Origin of the sequence: Streptomyces sp. NPDC004126 (assembly GCF_050275515.1) — a bacterium.
In the GTDB taxonomy this organism is placed as follows: domain Bacteria; phylum Actinomycetota; class Actinomycetes; order Streptomycetales; family Streptomycetaceae; genus Streptomyces.
The window spans coordinates 1-19,037 of the sequence record NZ_JBNNPF010000091.1 but is presented as its reverse complement, the minus strand read 5'-3'; the positions used below and the strand labels follow the sequence as shown (position 1 = coordinate 19,037).

General features: G+C 73.0%; 15 protein-coding genes. 7 read left to right on the top strand and 8 right to left on the bottom strand.

What is annotated here, in order from left to right; all coding sequences use genetic code 11:
* Positions 1–325: 325 nt before the first annotated feature.
* Complete coding sequence (locus ACQKM2_RS39290; RefSeq protein ID WP_427718638.1) at positions 326–1,246, bottom strand: carbohydrate kinase family protein; 921 nt, start codon at positions 1,244–1,246, stop codon at positions 326–328.
* Positions 1,243–2,175, bottom strand: a complete 933-nt coding sequence (locus ACQKM2_RS39285; RefSeq protein WP_427718636.1) for a pseudouridine-5'-phosphate glycosidase — start codon at positions 2,173–2,175, stop codon at positions 1,243–1,245. The genes ACQKM2_RS39290 and ACQKM2_RS39285 overlap by 4 nt, the downstream gene beginning before the upstream one ends.
* Before the next feature lie 82 nt (positions 2,176–2,257).
* Between ACQKM2_RS39285 and ACQKM2_RS39280 the strand changes: the two genes are divergently transcribed.
* Positions 2,258–3,043, top strand: coding sequence for a class I SAM-dependent methyltransferase (locus tag ACQKM2_RS39280; protein ID WP_427718634.1), 786 nt, complete (start codon positions 2,258–2,260; stop codon positions 3,041–3,043).
* A gap of 73 nt (positions 3,044–3,116) precedes the next feature.
* Positions 3,117–3,494, top strand: coding sequence for a cupin domain-containing protein (locus tag ACQKM2_RS39275; protein ID WP_427718632.1), 378 nt, complete (start codon positions 3,117–3,119; stop codon positions 3,492–3,494).
* Here the strand turns inward: ACQKM2_RS39275 and ACQKM2_RS39270 are convergent.
* The 3 genes from ACQKM2_RS39270 to ACQKM2_RS39260 form a co-directional block, all read right to left on the bottom strand.
* Positions 3,484–4,695: an MFS transporter gene (locus tag ACQKM2_RS39270; RefSeq protein WP_427718641.1), complete on the bottom strand. Its 1,212-nt coding sequence runs from the start codon at positions 4,693–4,695 to the stop codon at positions 3,484–3,486. The genes ACQKM2_RS39275 and ACQKM2_RS39270 overlap by 11 nt on opposite strands.
* Positions 4,696–4,972: 277 nt before the next feature.
* The gene (locus tag ACQKM2_RS39265; RefSeq protein ID WP_427718629.1) at positions 4,973–5,536 is read right to left on the bottom strand and encodes a methylated-DNA--[protein]-cysteine S-methyltransferase; all 564 of its coding nucleotides are present in this window, start codon (positions 5,534–5,536) and stop codon (positions 4,973–4,975) included.
* Positions 5,537–5,601: 65 nt separating this feature from the next.
* Positions 5,602–6,504 (bottom strand): glycerophosphodiester phosphodiesterase, encoded by a 903-nt coding sequence (locus tag ACQKM2_RS39260; protein ID WP_427718628.1) that lies wholly within the window; start codon positions 6,502–6,504, stop codon positions 5,602–5,604.
* Positions 6,505–6,751: 247 nt separating this feature from the next.
* Here ACQKM2_RS39260 and uvrB point away from each other — a divergent pair, with 247 nt between their 5' ends.
* The 4 genes from uvrB to ACQKM2_RS39240 all read left to right on the top strand — a co-directional run bounded on the left by uvrB (position 6,752) and on the right by ACQKM2_RS39240 (position 12,832).
* Positions 6,752–8,896: an excinuclease ABC subunit UvrB gene (gene uvrB / locus ACQKM2_RS39255; protein WP_427718625.1), complete on the top strand. Its 2,145-nt coding sequence runs from the start codon at positions 6,752–6,754 to the stop codon at positions 8,894–8,896.
* A gap of 84 nt (positions 8,897–8,980) precedes the next feature.
* Positions 8,981–9,559, top strand: coding sequence for a TerD family protein (locus ACQKM2_RS39250; RefSeq protein WP_427718622.1), 579 nt, complete (start codon positions 8,981–8,983; stop codon positions 9,557–9,559).
* A 59-nt stretch (positions 9,560–9,618) separates the two neighbouring features.
* Positions 9,619–11,589, top strand: coding sequence for a TerD family protein (locus ACQKM2_RS39245; RefSeq protein WP_427718620.1), 1,971 nt, complete (start codon positions 9,619–9,621; stop codon positions 11,587–11,589).
* A 259-nt stretch (positions 11,590–11,848) separates the two neighbouring features.
* Positions 11,849–12,832: a TerC/Alx family metal homeostasis membrane protein gene (locus ACQKM2_RS39240; protein WP_427718617.1), complete on the top strand. Its 984-nt coding sequence runs from the start codon at positions 11,849–11,851 to the stop codon at positions 12,830–12,832.
* Between the two features lie 74 nt (positions 12,833–12,906).
* On the opposite strand, the gene ACQKM2_RS39235 is transcribed toward ACQKM2_RS39240, so the two are convergent.
* From ACQKM2_RS39235 to ACQKM2_RS39225, 3 genes are all read right to left on the bottom strand, one after another.
* On the bottom strand, positions 12,907–14,241 hold the full coding sequence (locus ACQKM2_RS39235) for an MFS transporter (protein WP_427718614.1): 1,335 nt from the start codon (positions 14,239–14,241) through the stop codon (positions 12,907–12,909).
* A gap of 128 nt (positions 14,242–14,369) precedes the next feature.
* Positions 14,370–15,026 carry an MBL fold metallo-hydrolase gene (locus tag ACQKM2_RS39230; protein WP_427718612.1) on the bottom strand — a complete coding sequence of 219 codons (657 nt, stop codon included), beginning with the start codon at positions 15,024–15,026 and terminating at the stop codon, positions 14,370–14,372.
* A 9-nt stretch (positions 15,027–15,035) separates the two neighbouring features.
* A complete protein-coding gene (locus ACQKM2_RS39225; RefSeq protein WP_427718609.1) occupies positions 15,036–15,731 on the bottom strand; it encodes a maleylpyruvate isomerase family mycothiol-dependent enzyme in 696 nt (231 codons plus the stop codon).
* 185 nt (positions 15,732–15,916) lie between these two features.
* Here ACQKM2_RS39225 and uvrA point away from each other — a divergent pair, with 185 nt between their 5' ends.
* Positions 15,917–18,874 carry an excinuclease ABC subunit UvrA gene (gene uvrA, locus ACQKM2_RS39220; protein WP_427718606.1) on the top strand — a complete coding sequence of 986 codons (2,958 nt, stop codon included), beginning with the start codon at positions 15,917–15,919 and terminating at the stop codon, positions 18,872–18,874.
* Positions 18,875–19,037 lie beyond the last annotated feature (163 nt).

Here is a 19,037-nt window from a genome sequence, read left to right as displayed (position 1 = left end):
TTTAGCTCATCACTATACCCCGGCGGGCGGGGCGCCACCCCCGGAGCTCTCGGTGCTGTTGTTTGCGCGCGCCGTCGCCGCCCCCCCCCCTCCGGGGCCCGGGCCCCCCCCCCCCCGGAACGGTGGAAGTGGGGGTCCCACCGGACGGAGTCTGGGGGAGGGTAGGGGACCCAGCCCCGCGCAGCGGCCCACCCACCCGCACACGCCCACCGGCCCCAGCCACCCGAACCGGCCCCGCCCCACACCCGACGGACGGAGTCCGGCGCAGCGGGCCGAAGCCCGGGAAGCGCCCCGGCGCTGAGCGGTGCGAGGGCCGCGGAAAGAACTACGGGCGGCCGCCCAGGCGGGTCACCGCGGCGGCAGCCGTGCGGCAGCCGGCGCGGGCGGACTCCGCGGCGGTCGCCCCCGCGAGGCGGGCCGCCAGGAAGCCGCCCGCGAAGGCGTCCCCGGCGCCCGTGGTGTCCACCGCCTCGGCCGGCTCCGCCTCGACCTCGGCGGTGATCCGGCCGCCCTCGGCGACGATCGCCCCGCCCGAGCCCCGGGTGACCACCACCACCGGCACCCGCCGGCTCAGCTCCTCCGCCGCCCGGGCCGGTTCCCGTACCCCCGCCAGCAGCCGGGCCTCGTCCTCGTTGGGCAGGAGTACGCCGGCCCCCGCCACGGCGGCCAGGAAGCGTTCGGGGCCCAGCTCGGCCAGGAACCCCGCCGAGGCCGGGTCGACGCTCACCGGCACCCCGCGGGTCCGGGCCGCCCGCAGCGCGACCAGGGCCAGCTCCCGGCTGCACTCCGAGAAGAACAGGTAGCCCGACAGGTGCAGGTGCCCGGCACCGTCCAGCAGCGCGGGCACCCAGTCGGCGGGGCACAGCCGCAGCGAGGCCCCGCTGTCGGTCAGGAACGTGCGCTCCGCGTCCTCGCCGACCAGCGCCACCACCGTCCCGGTCGGCTCCGCCGGGTCCACCACCAGCCGGGGCCGCACCCCCGCGTCGACCAGCGCCCGCTCGTGCCAGCGGGCCGACTCGGAACCCACCCGCGCGAGCAGGCGCACCTCCGCCGTGCCCGTCCGGGCCGCCCAGCAGGCGGCGTTGGCCCCCGCCCCGCCGGGGAGGGTGCGGATGCGGGCGGCCGTGTCCGTGGCCGGGGCCAGGGGCTCGCGGTGCACCGCCACCACGTCCGTCACCACGTCGCCGACCACCAGCAGCGCACCGGGCAGTGCACCCGGCACCACCCCCGCCGGCGCCGCCGTCATGCGCGGGCCGCCCAGGCCCGGGCGATCCGGGCGCCGAGCCGCACGTTGCCTCGTACCGCCGCCAGGTTCGCCTCCAGCGAGGCACCGCCCGTCGCGCGCACCAGGAACCCCAGCAGGAACGGCGTCACCGCCTGCCCCGTGACGCCCCGCTCCCGGCACTCGGCCAGGGCCTCGGCCAGGACCCGGTCGTGCAGCGCCGGATCCAGCTGCTCCGCCTCCGCCACCGGGTTGGCGACCAGCAGCGCCGACTCCGGCCCGCCGACCGCGTCCTGAGCGGCCATCACCGCCGCCACCTCCTCCGGCTCCCGCACCGTCCAGTCGACCGGCTCGCCCGAGTCGGCCAGGTAGAAACCGGGGAACCGCGTCGTCCGGTAGCCGACGACGCCGACCCCGAGCGTCTCCAGGCGCTGGAGCGTGGCCGGCACGTCCAGGATCGACTTCACCCCCGCGCACACGACCGTGATCCGGGTCCGGGCGAGCAGCGACAGGTCCGCCGACTCGTCCTGCGAGAGAGTCCACTCCCGGTGGACGCCGCCCAGCCCGCCCGTCGCGAACACCCGCAGCCCCGCCCGCGCGGCCAGGAAGGCCGTCGCCGACACCGTCGTCGCCCCGGTCGCCCCCGCCGCGAGGGCGGGCGCGAGGTCCCGGTGGCCCAGCTTGCGCACCCCCTCACCGGCGGCGATCCGCTCCAGAGCGGCCTTGTCGAGGCCCGCCCGCGGCACCCCGTCCACCACGGCGACGGTCGCCGGAACCGCGCCCTCCGCCCGGACCAGTTCCTCCAGTTCCAGCCCCACCTCCAGATTGCGGGGGCGCGGCAGGCCGTGCGCGATGATCGTCGACTCCAGGGCGACGACGGGCCGGCGGGCGGCGAGCGCCTCGCGCACCTCTTCCGACAGGACCGGGATCTCGGCTGCTCTGTGCTGTGGCATGTCCCCATCCCTGGCACGGGATTCACGCCCCCAAACACGCCCCCCGTGCTCCGGCGCGAACCTGTCCGAGTAGCGTGCCCCGATGGACACCCGGAGCTTCTACGACGAACTCGCCCCGCGCTACGACCTCATGTACGCGGACTGGGACGCGAGCGTCGCCCGCCAGGGCCGTGCCCTGGACGCCCTGCTCAAGGCCTCGCTCGGCCCCGGGCCGCACACCGTGCTCGACAGCGCCTGCGGCATCGGGACCCAGGCGCTGGGCCTGGCGGGCCTGGGCCACCGGGTCACCGGCACCGACCTCAGCCCCCTCGCCGCGGCCCGCGCCGCGCGCGAGGCGGCCGCCCGCGGTCTGACGCTGCCGGTCGCCGCCGCCGACATGCGCGCGCTGCCCTTCCCCGACGCCTCCTTCGACGCCGTCGTGTGCGCCGACAACGCGCTCCCGCACCTGCTGACCGCCGAGGACGTGGCCGCCGCACTGGCCGAAAGCCGCCGGGTGCTGCGCCCCGGAGGGCTGCTGCTGCTCTCCACCCGCCCCTACGGCGAGCTGCGCCGGACCCGCCCCGCGAGCCAGGCCCCGTACGTGCGGACCGGGCCGGAGGGGCGGACCGTCACCTTCCAGCTGTGGCACTGGCACGCCGACGGCGAGCGCTACGACGTGGAGCTCTTCCAGCTGCTGCCGTCCGGCGAGAGCTGGAGCACGCGGACGTCGACCGCCACGTACTGGGCGCTGCCCGAGGAGGAGACGGCGGCGCACGTGCGGCGGGCGGGCTTCGGCGAGCCGGTCTGGCACCCCGCCGAGGACACCGGCTTCCACCAGCCCGTCCTCGGCGCGCGCCGGCCGGTGGTGCGGACGCGCTCGACGGAATGACGTGTCGGACGCGCCCGCGCTGGACGCTCTGGTGCCCCCGCGGGCGGTGGCGGCGGCCCTAGGCTGACGCACCATGAGCACCAGTGACCACAGCACCCCTGCCGACTCCTTCGCCGTGTCCGTCGCGGACGTCCCCGACGCCGAGCTGGAGGCCGAGGAGCTCGATCCCGCGCAGATCGTCTCCGGCACGCCGGTCGTGACCGGCAAGGTGCTGTGGGAGTCGGCGGACGGCTCGCAGATCCGGGGGATCTGGCAGATCACCCCCGGGGTGGTCACCGACACCGAGGCCGACGAACTGTTCGTGGTGGTCAGCGGCCGCGCCACCATCGAGGTCGAGGGCGGCGCGACGTTCGAGGTGGGTCCGGGCTCGGCCTGCGTGCTGCGCGAGGGCGACCGGACCACCTGGACGGTCCACGAGACGCTGCGCAAGGCCTACCACATCAACTGCTGAGGCCCCCCGGCTTCGCCGGCTGCGGGTGGCGCCGGGCGGTGAACAGGGCGAGCGCCGCCATGGGCAGGAGGAGCGCGGCACCGATCGCGTTGAGCCAGCCGTAGCCGGCCTGGGACATGACCAGCCCGGCGGCGGCCCCGCCGACGCCGGCGGCGGTGTTCATCGTCAGGTCGCTCAGGCCCTGTACGGCGGCGCGTGCGGCCTGGGGCACCGAGTCGGTCAGCAGCGCCGAGCCGGAGACCATGCCGGCGGACCAGCCGAGCCCGAGCAGGAAGAGGCCGGCCGCGCTCTGGGCGTGGTTCCCGTGGGCCGTGCCGGCGAGCAGGGCGGCGAGGGAGAGCAGCCCGGCCGCGAGCCCGATCACGGACAGCCGGCCGAGGCGGTCGGCGAGCCAGCCCATGACGGGGGAGAAGGCGAACATGCCCGCGATGTGGCCGCTGATCACCAGGCCGACGAGGCGCAGGCCGGCGCCGTGGTGGCTGAGGTCCATCGGGGTCATCACCATGATCGAGACCATGGCGGTGTGGGACACGGCGACGGTCAGCAGTGCGAGCCTGGCCCGCGGCGAGGCCTTGACGGCGGCCATGCCGGCGCGCAGCGAGCGGGCCTGACGGGACTGCTCGCCGGCCCCGGCCAGGGCCCGGGCGGTCAGCAGCGGGTCGGGCCGCAGGAACACCGCGAGCAGCGTGCCGGTGAGGACGAAGACGGCGCCGGCCCATACGAAGGGGCCCGCCGTCTGGGGTATGGAGGTGCCGGCGAAGCTGTCGCTGGCGGGCGCCGACAGGTTGGGCCCGAGCACCGCCCCCAGGGTGGACGACCAGACGACGAGCGAGATCGCGCGGGCCCGCCGGTCGGGCGCGGCGAGGTCGGCGGCGGCGAAGCGGGCCTGGAGGTTGGCGGAGGAGGCCGCGCCGAAGGCGGCCATGCCGAGCATCAGCAGCGGGAAGCTCTTGACCGAGGCGGCCAGGACCACCAGGGCCGCGCCGAGCGTGCCGATGGCGTACGCCACCACGAGCCCCGGGCGGCGTCCGCGCGCGGTCATCAGGGCGGCGAGCGGCAGCGAGACCAGGGCGGTGCCGATCACCGCGGCGGTGGAGGCGAAACCGGACAGGGCCTCGGTGCCGCTGATCTCGGTGGCCAGCACGGGGGCCAGGGCGATGCTGATCGGCACGCCCAGGCCGCCCAGGATCTGGCTGGCCATGAGCACCGCGGACGTCCGGCGCTGGAGCCGGGGCAGGTCGGCGGCGTCGACCGGGGCGGCCCCGCTGCCGACGGCGGCGTCGGGGGCCGCGTCGGGGGAGGTGCTCACGCCGGACACCCCCGTCGCGGGGGAGCGGCGGGACCGGACGGGACGGGGCCTGGAGCGGCAGGAGTGGTCACGGCGGCAGTTTCCCACCGTCGGCCGCGCGGGGGAACCGGGTAACGCGGCCCGGGGCCGGCCGGCCACCCGCCGTCACCGCCGCGACGGAACCCGCAGGTCAGAAGAGGGGCTGTGGGAGTACGCCCTCCAGCGCGAGCAGGATCCGCTTGGTCTCCACCCCGCCGCCGAACCCCCCGATCCCGCCGTCGTTCTCCACCACGCGGTGGCAGGCCACCACCACGGGCAGCGGGTTCGATCCCATGGCGTTGCCCACGGCCTGGGCCGCCCCCGGCTGCCCGACGCGGGCGGCCAGCTCCCCGTACCCGACGACCGACCCGTACGGGACCGAGCGGTCGAGCTCCAGCAGCACCTGCTTGTTGAAGCCGGAGCTCAGCCGCCAGTCCAGCGGCAGCTCGAAGCGCCGCAGCGAACCGGCGAAGTACGCCTCCAGCTGGCGTATCGGCTCGGCCAGCAGCACCTCCTCGCCCCGGTCCGGCCGCCACGCGTCCGCGCCGAGCCGGGAGACCAGCGAGCCGATCATCCGGCCGGCCCGGTCCGGGCGCGCGTGGAACTCGACCCGGACCAGACCCTCGGGGGTCGCGGCCAGGAGCAGGGGGCCGATGTCACTGGGGACGACGGTCCATTCGAGGTGCGGCCCGCGGGGCCGCTCGGTGCTGTCCACGGCTCCACGGTACGGCCCGCCACCGACAGCGCGGACGGCTTCCGGACCCCGGGGGCGTTCCCGGGTCAGAAGCCGATCACGGCGTCATGCACCACGTCGGGCGCGTTCGTGATGATCCCGTCCACGCCCATGTCCCGGACCTTGCGGGCGGTGGCGGCGTCGTCCACGATCCAGGTGTCCACCTCCATGGCCTTGCCGTGGGCCCCCAGCAGGCCGTGCACCGCCGTCACCCAGTCCGCCGTGATCGTCGTGTGCCACGGGTTGATCCGGTCCGTGAACTCCGCGTAGCGGGGCAGGTCGGCCACGGCCGGGGTGCCCAGGAAGGCCGTCACCAGGTCGGGGCGCAGGCCGTGCACGGTCCGCACGGAGTCGGCGCTGAAGCTCTGCACCACCAGGCGGCGCGCGACGTGGTCCTCGTCGAGCCAGCCCAGCCGGCCCAGGAGGTCCAGCGTCTCTCCCTCGATGCCGGGGTAGAGCTCCGGTTTCTTGATCTCCAGCAGCAGCTTCTGCCGGTTCTCCTGGACCCGCTCCATGTACGCGCGCAGCGTCGGCACCCGGGCGCCCGCGAACCGCGGCGCGAACCAGCCGCCCGCGTCCAGCCGTGCGATCTCCGCCGCCGTGAAGTCCTTGACCCGCCAGGGTGCCCGGCCGGGGAAGACCTGCTCGACGTCGGTGGTGCGGGCGAGGGTGTCGTCGTGGATCACCACCAGCTCGCCGTCCTTGGTCCGCTGGACGTCGTTCTCGACCCAGTCGAAGCCCAGCCGGCCGGCCAGGTCGATCGCTTCGAGGGTGTTCTCCGGGGCGTACGCGGAAGCCCCCCGGTGGGCGTACACGACGGGGCCCAGCACCCCGCTCGTGGCATCGCGGGAGCCGGGGCCGGTGGCGGCCGGGAAGGCCGTCCCGCCCAGCACCGTGAGGGCGAAACCCAGGATCGCGGCGGCTGCCGCGGTGGCGGGTCGGACGTGCATGTGGTCTCTCCTCGGGTCGTGAGCCCTGGTCCTGCGTCAGACGGGTGCGGAGCGGGAGCCGTTGCGGCGGTGCACTTCACGGTGGAGCGTTCACGGCGATCATCGGCGCGAAGATCACCGGGACGCCACCGAACTACGACAAACAGACCGGAAAGGAGGAGATCCGCTCCGCCCGCCGGACCTGTCGCGGAGCCCCGCGGCCCCGCGGAAGGGCGTGAGTGTCAGTGCGGGGTCGTACGGTGGACCCATGCGGCCCGTATCGAAGATCGAACGCACGGTGGCACCCTTTGAGGTCGTCAGCCCGTACCAGCCCAGCGGTGACCAGCCGGCGGCCATCGCCGAGCTGGAGAAGCGCATCCGCGCAGGTGAGAAGGACGTCGTACTGCTCGGCGCGACCGGCACGGGCAAGTCCGCCACCACGGCGTGGATGATCGAGAAGCTCCAGCGGCCCACGCTGGTGATGGCGCCGAACAAGACGCTGGCCGCCCAGCTGGCGAACGAGTTCCGCGAGCTCCTGCCGAACAACGCCGTCGAGTACTTCGTCTCGTACTACGACTACTACCAGCCCGAGGCCTACGTACCGCAGTCCGACACCTACATCGAGAAGGACTCCTCGATCAACGAGGAGGTGGAGCGGCTGCGCCACTCCGCGACCAACTCGCTGCTGACCCGGCGCGACGTGATCGTCGTCGCCTCCGTGTCCTGCATCTACGGCCTCGGCACGCCGCAGGAGTACGTGGACCGGATGGTCCCCCTCAAGGTGGGCGAGGAGATCGACCGGGACCAGCTGCTGCGCCGCTTCGTCGACATCCAGTACACCCGCAACGACCTGGCCTTCACGCGCGGCACCTTCCGCGTGCGCGGCGACACCATCGAGATCTTCCCGGTCTACGAGGAACTGGCCGTCCGCATCGAGATGTTCGGCGACGAGATCGAGGCGCTGTCCACCCTGCACCCGCTGACCGGCGAGGTCATCAGCGAGGACCGCGAGCTCTACGTCTTCCCCGCCAGCCACTACGTCGCCGGCCCCGAGCGCATGGAGAAGGCGATCGCCGGCATCGAGGCCGAGCTCGCCGAGCGGCTCGCGGAGCTGGAGAAGCAGGGCAAGATGCTGGAGGCCCAGCGGCTGCGCATGCGCACCACCTACGACCTGGAGATGATGCGCCAGATCGGCTCCTGCTCGGGCATCGAGAACTACTCGCTGCACATGGACGACCGCGAGCGCGGCTCGGCCCCGAACACGCTCATCGACTACTTCCCCGAGGACTTCCTCCTCGTCATCGACGAGTCGCACGTCACCGTGCCGCAGATCGGCGCCATGTACGAGGGCGACGCCTCCCGCAAGCGGACCCTGGTCGACCACGGCTTCCGGCTGCCGTCGGCGCTCGACAACCGGCCGCTGAAGTGGGAGGAGTTCCAGGAGCGCATCGGCCAGACCGTCTACCTGTCGGCCACCCCCGGCAAGTACGAGCTCTCCCGCGGCGACGGCTTCGTCGAGCAGATCATCCGCCCCACCGGCCTCGTCGACCCCGAGGTCGTCGTCAAGCCCACCGAGGGCCAGATCGACGACCTGGTGCACGAGATCCGCAGCCGCGTGGAGAAGGACGAGCGGGTCCTGGTCACCACCCTCACCAAGAAGATGGCCGAGGACCTCACCGACTACTTCCTGGAGCTGGGCATCCAGGTCCGCTACCTGCACAGCGACGTCGACACCCTGCGCCGCATCGAGCTGCTGCGCGAGCTGCGGGCCGGCGAGTACGACGTCCTGGTCGGCATCAACCTGCTGCGCGAGGGCCTCGACCTGCCCGAGGTGTCGCTCGTGGCGATCCTCGACGCCGACAAGGAGGGCTTCCTGCGCTCGGGGACCTCCCTCATCCAGACCATCGGCCGCGCCGCCCGCAACGTCTCCGGCCAGGTCCACATGTACGCGGACAAGATGACCCCGGCGATGGAGAAGGCCATCGAGGAGACCAACCGGCGCCGCGAGAAGCAGATCGCCTACAACACGGCCAACGGGATCGACCCGCAGCCGCTCCGCAAGAAGATCAACGACATCGTCGCCACCATCGCCCGCGAGGAGCTGGACACCGAGGAGCTCCTCGGCACCGGCTACCGGCAGGCCAAGGAGGGCAAGGGCGCCAAGGCGCCGGTCCCCGCTCTCGGCGGCAAGGCCGCGGCCGCGGCCAAGGGGAAGGGGAAGGGCGGCAAGGCGGCCAAGGCCGCCCCGACCGACCGGCCCGCCGCCGAACTGGCCGCGCTCATCGAGCAGATGACCGAGCGGATGCGGGGAGCGGCCGCCGAGCTCCAGTTCGAGGTCGCAGCCCGGATCAGGGACGAGGTGGGCGAGCTGAAGAAGGAGCTCCGTCAGATGAGGGAAGCGGGCCTCGCCTGACCCGGGGGCGGTCAGTAGGGTGTGGAAACGCCGCAGGTGCACGCTGCGGGCCTTTAGGGGCGGGCTATGGAGAGGGGAACGCGCGTGACGGTCAACATGACCAAGGGTCAGGCCATCAGTCTGCAGAAGCAGGACGGCGGCACGCTGACCGCGGTCCGGATGGGCCTCGGCTGGCAGGCGGCCAAGCGCCGCGGGCTGTTCGGCTCGCGGACTCGGGAGATCGACCTGGACGCGTCGGCGGTGCTCTTCGCCGACAAGCAGCCGGTGGACGTGGTGTTCTTCCGCCACCTGCAGAGCGACGACGGCTCGGTCCGCCACACCGGCGACAACCTGGTCGGCGGCGTCGGCCAGGGCGGGGACGACGAGGCCATCCTCGTCGACCTCCAGCGGGTCCCGGTCCACATCGACACGATCGTCTTCACGGTGAACTCGTTCACCGGCCAGACCTTCCAGGAAGTGCAGAACGCCTTCTGCCGCATCGTCGACGAGACCAACGGCCAGGAGCTGGCCCGCTACACCCTCGACGGCGGCGGCCAGTACACCGCGCAGATCATGGCGAAGGTGTCCCGGGCCGGCAGCGGCTGGCAGATGACGGCCCTCGGCAACCCGGCCAACGGCCGGACCTTCCAGGACCTGATGCCGGCGATCCTGCCGCACCTGTAAGAGCAGTACCGACAAGAGAAGACCGACAAGAGAAGAAGGCACGGGGGAGGGGCTGCACGATGACGGCCGAACTGGTCCGGGGGCAGAACCACCCCGTGCCCCACGACAGGGTCGAGGTCAGGGTCTCGGCGGGCACGCCCGTGCTCGCCCTGGCGTCCCTGGCCGACGAAGAGGGCCGCCTCGCGGGCCCCGGGGCGCTGGCCCGGCCGGGCGGCCCGGCCCCCGACTGGCTCCGGCTGCCGCAGGAGGCCGCCGACCGGCACACGCTGGCCGTCGACCTCGAAGCCGTCGCCGCCGAGGTCCACCGGATCGGCCTGCTCCTCGTCCTGCCGCCCGGCGGGCCGCTGAGCTTCGGCTCCGTGCCCGCCCCGTACGCGGCGGTGGCCCCGCCGGACGGGCCCGAGTTCGCCGGCTTCACCCTCACCGGGCTCGGCGCCGAGACCGCCGTCGTGGCCCTGGAGCTCTACCGGCGCCAGGGCGCCTGGAAGGTCCGGGCCGTCGGACAGGGGTACGCCGAGGGCCTCGGCGCCCTGCTGACCCATGGCGGCCTGCCCGCGCCGCAGGCCGCCGAGCTGGCCGCTGCCGCCCTGCGCGGGCCCGCGGGGACCGCCGGGGGCGACCGCGCCCTCGCCGCCCTGCCCCCGCAGGCCCAGGGCGCCCCGCACCCCGACCGGCAGGCGGCCCCGGCTCCGGGCGCCGCCCCCGAGCCGCCGGATCAGGTCCCGGTCTCCGGCGTGCCCTACCCCGGCACGCCCGGGCCCGCCGCCCCCGGGGACACCCCGGCCGTGTCGGGCCCGCCCACCATCGACTACGCCCACCCGCGCCGCCGCCGCACCAGCGCCGAAGCCCCCGAGCCCGCACCCAGGCCCGCGCCCGCCGCCGAGCCCGGCCGGCCCCCGGCTCCCGTCGCCGGCGACGCCAGCGGCTGGTCGATGGACGAACGGCTCTACAACCAGGTCTGGGGCATGTTCGAGGACCTGGCCCGCACGGTCGCCGCCTACCGCAGCGCCGTCGACTTCGCCGACTCGCGGCTGGACCGCGAACTGGACGAGGCCCTGTCCGATCCGCGCCACCGCGTCGGCGGCGCCGGGGACGCCGCCCGCGAGACCGCCCGGGCCCGCCGGGACGACCTCGTCGCGCAGGCCCGGGCCGTCCTCGACCGGGACCTCGCCCAGCTGGTCGCCGAGTCCGAGGTGGTCGAGCCCGCGCTGCCCGCCGCGTACGCCCGCTGGGACAACCCCGTCTGGCACGGCGGCGGCGTGCCCGAGGAGGCCCCGCTCGCGCTGCGCCTGGGCAACCTGAGCCTGCCCGAGATGCCGGGCCTGCGGATCCCGATGCTGATGCGGGTCCCGCTGGAGCGCGGCCTGTGGATCGACAACGGCCGCACCGGCTCCGAGGCCGCCATGGCCATGGACACCGACCGGCTGCGCCGCGCCGCCATGGACATGGCCGTCGCGCACGCCGTGCGGCTGCTCGCGGTGCACCCCGCCGACCGGTTCTCCGTCCACGTCATCGACGCCGCCGGGGCGGGCGCCGCATCCCTGGCCCCGCTGGTGCGGGCCGGCGTGCTCGCGGCACCGCCCGCCGCCGGCGCCGAGGGGGTCGGCCGGACCCTGGCGCAGCTCACGCGGCGCGTGGACCTCGTACAGATGGCGCTGCGCGCCGGAGCCCCCGAGGAGCTGCCCGCGGACGTGGACCGGGCCGAGCAGCTGCTGGTCGTGCACGACTTCCCGCACGGCTTCGACGACCGGGCGGTCACCCAGCTGCGCTACCTGGCCGACGAGGGCCCGTCGGTCGGGGTGCACCTGCTGATGGTCGCGGACCGGGAGGAGGCCTCCGCGTACGGGCCGCTGCTGGATCCGCTGTGGCGCTCCCTGATGCGGCTGTCCCCGGTGCCGGACGGCCACCTCGCCGACCCCTGGGTCCAGCACGCCTGGACCTTCGAGCCGGACCTGCCCCCGCAGGGCAGCACGGTGCTGGAACGGGCCCTGGACCGGGTGCGGGAGGCGCGGCGCCCGGCCCGCCCATGAGCCTTCCATGACCGGCGGGTGACCCCTTCTTGGGGAGCCCTTTACCTTTTACCTCCTTCGCGGGTACCCTGGGACCCGCGGAGGGGAGTATTCCTGCTATTTCCTGCGCGGCGTGCCCGTCAATACGGACCACTGTGGTGATCTGACGCAGTGGGTCCCGGGGCGCCGGCCCGCGGCCTCCCGGCCGCCGGGTGGAAGAGACCTCCGGCAGCGATGACGCTGACCATGTGCTGAGCCATCCGCCGGAGGCGTGAATACCGTGGACGTTTCGTTGACCTTGTGGGTGCTGACCGCTGCCGGTCTGTGCATCCTCATCGGCGCCGATTTCCTCATCGGCCGCAAACCGCACGACGTTTCGATCAAGGAAGCGGGCATCTGGACCGTCGTCTGGATCGTGCTCGCCGTCCTCTTCGGCCTCGGCCTGCTGTTCTTCGGCAACGGCCAGGCCTCCCAGGAGTTCTTCGCCGGTTTCATCACCGAGAAGTCCCTGAGCGTGGACAACCTCTTCGTCTTCGTCCTGATCATGGCGAAGTTCTCCGTACCCTCCCACCTCCAGCAGCGCGTCCTGCTGGTGGGCGTACTGATCGCCCTCGTCCTGCGCGCGATCTTCATCGCGGCCGGCGCAGCGATCATCACCACCTTCTCGTGGGTCTTCTACATCTTCGGCGCCTTCCTGATCTACACCGCCTGGAAGCTGATCCAGGAGGCCCGCAAGGACGAGGACGAGGACGAGTTCGAGGAGAACCGCCTCCTGAAGTCGATCGAGAAGAAGTTCGGCGTCGCCGACCGCTACCACGGCACCAAGCTCTTCATCCGGAACAACGGCAAGCGCGTCCTGACCCCGCTGATGGTCGTCATGCTCGCCATCGGCACCACCGACGTGCTCTTCGCCCTGGACTCGATCCCCGCGATCTTCGGCCTCACCCAGGACCCGTACATCGTCTTCACCGCCAACGCCTTCGCCCTCATGGGCCTGCGCCAGCTGTACTTCCTGATCGGCGGCCTGCTCAAGAAGCTGGTCCACCTCAGCTACGGCCTGTCGGTGATCCTCGGCTTCATCGGCGTCAAGCTCGTGCTGCACGCCCTGCACGAGTCCGGGGTGCACGTCCCGCAGATCTCCATCCCCGTCTCCCTGGGCGTCATCTGCGGCGTCCTGGTCATCACCACCATCACCAGCCTGATCGCCTCGAAGAAGCAGGCCGAGGCCGAGGCCGCCGCGGAGCCGAAGAGCGTCGACGCCTGACCGGCGGACCGTGCGGGTAGGGCCCGGGAGCAGCGGCTCCCGGGCCCTACCGCGTGCCGGTGCCACCACGCGCCTCACGCCACCGCGGGCTCGCTCCTCGCCGCCCGGGCCAGGGCCGGCCGGGTGTCCGGGAGCAGCGCGAAACAGCCCAGGCTGACCAGCGAGACCCCCGTCAGGTACACCGCCACGCCCCACGGCGGGCCCGCGCCGTCCGCCAGGGCCGTCGCCACGACCGGGGTCAGCGCACCGCCCAGCACACCGCCCAGGTTGTAGCCGACGGCCGCGCCCGTGCAGCGCAGCCGCGGGGCGTACAGCTCGGGCAGGTAGGCGCCGACCACGGCGAACATCAGCACCATCGCCAGCAGCGCGCCGACGCAGCCCACCGTCATCAGCAGCGGGTCCGCGGTGTCCAGCAGGGCGACGAACGGGAACATCCACAGCGCGCAGGCCGCACTGCCGGCCAGGCACAGGGGCCGCCGCCCCCAGCGGTCGCCGAGCACCGCCAGGGCGGGGGTGACCAGCCCCATGAGCAGGACCGCGGCCATCACGATGGCCAGCATCACGCTCCGGTCCACGCCGAGCCGGCCGGTGGCGTACGCGAGGGACCAGGTGGTGACCGAGTAGAAGACGGCGTACCCGACCGCCATCGCCCCGCCGGTCAGCAGGAGCAGCCGCCAGTGGCCGCGCACCACCTCGGCGAGCGGGGCGTCGGCCTGCCGGCCGGCCTCGGCGAGGCCGCGGAACTCCGGGGTCTCCTCGACCGACCGGCGCAGCCACAGCCCGGCCAGCGCCAGCAGTCCGGCCGCCCAGAACGGCACCCGCCAGCCCCAGGACGCGAACTGGGCCTCGCTCAGCGCCCCGGACAGCCCCAGTGTCAGGCCGTTGGCCAGCAGGAACCCGGCCGCGGGGCCCATCTGCGGGAAGCTCGACCACAGCCCGCGCCGCCGCTCTGGGGCGTGCTCGGCGGTCAGCAGGACGGCCCCGCCCCATTCGCCGCCGAGGCCCAGCCCCTGCAGGAAGCGCAGCAGGAGCAGCAGGACGGGCGCGGCGATGCCGATGGAGGCGAAGGAGGGCACGCAGCCGACCGCCACCGTGGCGAGGCCGGTCAGGAGCAGCGAGCCGAGCAGTACGGGGCGGCGCCCGTAGCGGTCGCCGATGTGGCCGAAGAGGGCCGAGCCGAGCGGGCGGGCGACGAAGCCGACGCCGAACGTGCCGAAGGCGGCGAGGGTGCCGGCGAGCGGGGAGAAGGAGGGGAAGAAGAGCGGGCCGAGGACCAGGGCGGCGGCCGTGCCGTAGACGAAGAAGTCGTAGAACTCGATGGCGGTGCCGACCAGGGAGGCGGTGGCGAGCCGGAGCATCGAGGGGGAGGCCGGGGAAGCGGCGGGGGGCGGGGAAGGGTGTTGTTGCATGGTGCAGCAACTACCCCAACCCACACCCCCAGGACATGCGTTCGGTCAAGGTCGACCGGAAGGAGTGCACGGCCCCACGGTGTTGACCGCGGTCCTCGTCGAGCGCGGTCACCCGGGGGCCGGGTGCGCTACCAGCCGCGCTCGCGCCACTCCGCGAGGTGCGGGCGCTCGGTGCCGAGCGTGGTGTCGTTCCCGTGGCCCGGGTAGACCCAGGTCTCGTCCGGCAGCCGGCCGAACAGCTTGGTCTCGACGTCGTCGACGAGGCTGGCGAAGTTCTTGGCGTCGCCCCAGGTGTTGCCCACGCCGCCCGGGAACAGGCAGTCGCCGGTGAACACGTGCGGGTGCCCGTGCGGGTCGTCGTAGACCAGCGCGATCGAGCCGGGGGTGTGCCCGACCAGGTGGCGGGCGGTCAGCGAGACCCGTCCGACGGTGATCACGTCGCCGTCCTGGACCGGGACGTCCGTGGGGACCGGGATGCCCTCGGCGTCGAAGGCGCCCGCGTAGGTGCGCGCGCCGGTGGCGTCGACGACTGCCTGGAGCGCGCCCCAGTGGTCGCCGTGCTGGTGGGTGGTGACGACGGACGCGATGCCGTCGTCGCCGATCAGGTTCAGCAGCGTGTCCGCCTCGGCCGCCGCGTCGATCAGCAGCTGCTCGCCGGTGGCCCGGCAGCGCAGCAGGTACGCGTTGTTGTTCATGGAACCCACCGCGACCTTGGAAATCATCAGGTCCGCGAGTTCGTGCACGTCGGCCGGACCGCCGACTTTGACCGCTCCGCTGTACGTCATGTCGGAATCCTAGAGCGCGGGGAGTTCGGGCACGGCGTCGCCGGCCTCGATGGCGAGATGGGCTCCCTTGAGTCCGCGGCCGGCCAGCCAGCCGAGCAGGTCGTCCCGGGCGCCGCTGAGGGTCACCGGCGTGCCCTCGGTGCCGCCGGTGCGCGCGACGAACTCGCCGCCCGAGAACTGGAGGGTGACCGGCGGGACGTCGGGCCGGCCCGACCAGCGGTCGGCGAGGAAGGCGATCTCCCGGTCGGCGAACCCGGTCGGGAGGTCGGAGAGCTCGTAGCCGACGTTGAGGTCGACGTGGTGGAGCTCGACCTCCACGAGACGGCGGAAGGGCACGTTGGCCGCCAGGTCGGTGACGCCGTTGCGCAGCTCGACGGTGCGCTGCCAGTCCTGGGCGGGCTCGGTGGTGGCGAGGAAGCGGGCCCCGGAATCACGGAGGTCCGTCAGGTGTTCTTCCAGGGGCCGTCCGGCGTCGCGCTCGATGTCCGCGTCGCGGGCGGCGGCGCTCTCGTACATGGGGCGGCCCTCGAGGACGTTCACGAGGGCGTCGGCGTTGCGCGCCAGGTGGGCCAGGATGTGGCCGCGGGTCCAGCCCGGGAGGTGTGACTCCTCGGAGAGGGAGGCGTTGTCCAGTTTCGCGACCGCGGTCAGCAGCCGGTCCGTGGCTTCACGTACAGAGGCCAGGTCGTGCACATGATCAGTCATGGTTCCGAGCCTAGTGCTCGCGGGGTGCCGCCACACGATCGGGTGAAGCGGTCTCGGGAGTGCCGTAAATCGAATGTGCGTGCTATACGCTCGGAAGCCAGACTCCATCCCATCGCAGAGGCGCCCCCCATACCCTGGACAGTCGGGGCCCGTGCCCCCGCTCACTCAAGAAAGGTGCGACCGGCGTGACCGACCGTCTCATCGTTCGTGGCGCTCGCGAGCACAACCTGAAGAACGTCTCGCTCGACCTGCCCCGCGACTCGCTCATCGTCTTCACCGGCCTCTCCGGCTCGGGCAAGTCCTCCCTGGCCTTCGACACGATCTTCGCCGAGGGGCAGCGCCGCTACGTCGAGTCGCTGTCCTCCTATGCCCGGCAGTTCCTGGGGCAGATGGACAAGCCCGACGTCGACTTCATCGAGGGCCTCTCCCCGGCCGTCTCGATCGACCAGAAGTCGACCTCGCGCAACCCCCGCTCCACCGTCGGGACGATCACCGAGGTCTACGACTACCTCCGTCTGCTCTTCGCCCGCATCGGCAAGCCCCACTGCCCCGAGTGCCGCCGCCCGATCTCCCGGCAGTCGCCCCAGGCGATCGTCGACAAGGTCCTCGCGCTCCCCGAGGGCAGCCGCTTCCAGGTGCTGTCCCCGCTGGTCCGCGAGCGCAAGGGCGAGTTCGTCGACCTCTTCGCCGACCTCCAGACCAAGGGCTACAGCCGGGCGCGGGTGGACGGGGAGACCATCCAGCTCTCCGAGCCGCCCACGCTGAAGAAGCAGGAGAAGCACACCATCGAGGTGGTCGTCGACCGCCTCACCGTCAAGGACAGCGCCAAGCGCCGGCTCACCGACTCCGTCGAGACCGCGCTCGGCCTCTCCGGCGGCATGGTGATCCTGGACTTCGTCGACCTCGCCGAGGACGACCCCGAGCGCGAGCGGATGTACTCCGAGCACCTCTACTGCCCCTACGACGACCTCTCCTTCGAGGAGCTGGAGCCGCGCTCCTTCTCCTTCAACTCGCCCTTCGGCGCCTGCCCCGAGTGCACCGGCATCGGCACGCGCATGGAGGTCGACCCGGATCTGATCGTCCCCGACGAGGACAAGTCCCTGGACGAGGGCGCGGTCTCGCCGTGGGCGCTCGGCCACACCAAGGACTACTTCCAGCGGCTGATCGGCGCCCTCGCCGGAGAGCTGGGCTTCCGGACCGACATCCCGTGGGCCGGGCTGCCGCAGCGGGCGAAGAAGGCCCTGCTGCACGGCCACAAGACCCAGATCGAGGTCCGCTACCGCAACCGGTACGGGCGCGAGCGGGCGTACACGACGGCCTTCGAGGGCGCCGTGCCGTTCGTCAAGCGGCGGCACGCCGAGTCCGAGAGCGACGCCAGCCGCGAGCGCTTCGAGGGCTACATGCGCGAGGTGCCCTGCCCCACCTGTGAGGGCACCCGGCTCAAGCCGATCGTGCTCGCGGTGACGGTGATGGAGCGCTCCATCGCCGAGGTCGCCGCGATGTCGATCAGCGAGTGCGCCGACTTCCTGGGACAGCTGAAGCTCGACGCCCGCGACAAGAAGATCGCCGAGCGCGTCCTCAAGGAGGTCAACGAACGCCTCCGCTTCCTCGTGGACGTGGGCCTGGACTACCTCTCCCTGAACCGCGCCGCGGGCACCCTGTCGGGCGGCGAGGCCCAGCGCATCCGACTGGCCACGCAGATCGGCTCCGGCCTGGTCGGCGTGCTGTACGTACTGGACGAGCCGTCCATCGGCCTGCACCAGCGCGACAACCACCGGCTGATCGAGACGCTGGTGCGGCTGCGGGACATGGGCAACACGCTCATCGTCGTCGAGCACGACGAGGACACCATCAAGGTGGCCGACTGGGTCGTGGACATCGGCCCCGGCGCCGGCGAGCACGGCGGCAAGGTCGTGCACAGCGGCTCCCTGAAGGAGCTGCTGGAGAACGCCGAGTCGATGACCGGCCAGTACCTGTCGGGCAAGAAGTCGATCCCCGTCCCGGACGTCCGCCGCCCCGTGAACGGCGAGCGCAAGCTCACGGTGCACGGCGCCAAGGAGAACAACCTGCGGGACATCGACGTGTCCTTCCCGCTGGGCGTGCTCACGGCGGTCACCGGCGTCTCCGGCTCCGGCAAGTCGACGCTGGTCAACGACATCCTGTACACGCACCTGGCGCGCGAGCTGAACGGCGCCCGGTCGGTGCCGGGCCGCCACACGCGGGTCGACGGCGACGACCTCGTCGACAAGGTCGTGCATGTCGACCAGTCGCCGATCGGCCGGACCCCGCGGTCTAACCCGGCGACGTACACGGGCGTCTTCGACCACGTCCGCAAGCTCTTCGCCGAGACGATGGAGGCCAAGGTCCGCGGCTACCTGCCGGGCCGCTTCTCCTTCAACGTCAAGGGCGGCCGGTGCGAGAACTGCTCCGGCGACGGCACGATCAAGATCGAGATGAACTTCCTGCCGGACGTGTACGTCCCGTGCGAGGTCTGCCACGGCGACCGGTACAACCGGGAGACCCTGGAGGTCCACTACAAGGGCAAGTCCATCGCGGAAGTCCTGAACATGCCGATCGAGGAGGCGCTGGACTTCTTCGAGGCCGTGCCGACCATCGCCCGGCACCTGCGCACGCTGAACGAGGTCGGGCTCGGCTACGTCCGGCTCGGCCAGTCCGCGCCGACCCTCTCCGGTGGTGAGGCGCAGCGCGTGAAGCTGGCGTCGGAGCTGCAGAAGCGGTCGACGGGCCGGACGGTGTACGTACTGGACGAGCCGACGACGGGTCTGCACTTCGAGGACATCTCGAAGCTGATCAAGGTGCTGTCCGGGCTGGTGGACAAGGGGAACTCGGTGATCGTCATCGAGCACAACCTCGACGTCATCAAGACCGCGGACTGGGTCGTCGACATGGGCCCCGAGGGCGGCTACGGCGGCGGCCTGGTGGTGGCGGAGGGCACGCCGGAGCAGGTCGCGTCGGTGGGCGCGAGCCACACGGGCAAGTTCCTGCGGGACATCCTGGGGGCGGAGCGGATCTCCGACGCGGGGGCGCCCGTGGCGCCGGTCGCCCGCCGCGCGAAGAAGGCGGCCGCCAAGAAGGCCCCGGCCCCGGCGAAGAAGGCGGCGGCCCGCACCCGCAAGGCGTAGCCCCTGGCCGGGGGAGGGGCGGGGCGCCGCCGTTGGGCCTCCGGCCCCGGGGCGTGCGACGCGTGCGTGCCGCTGCGCGGGCTGCTCCCCTACCCGCCCTTCGCCCGTTCCCCGGGCTGCGCCGCGGGGGTAGGTTGGGACCGTGATAGACTTTCTTAGGGGC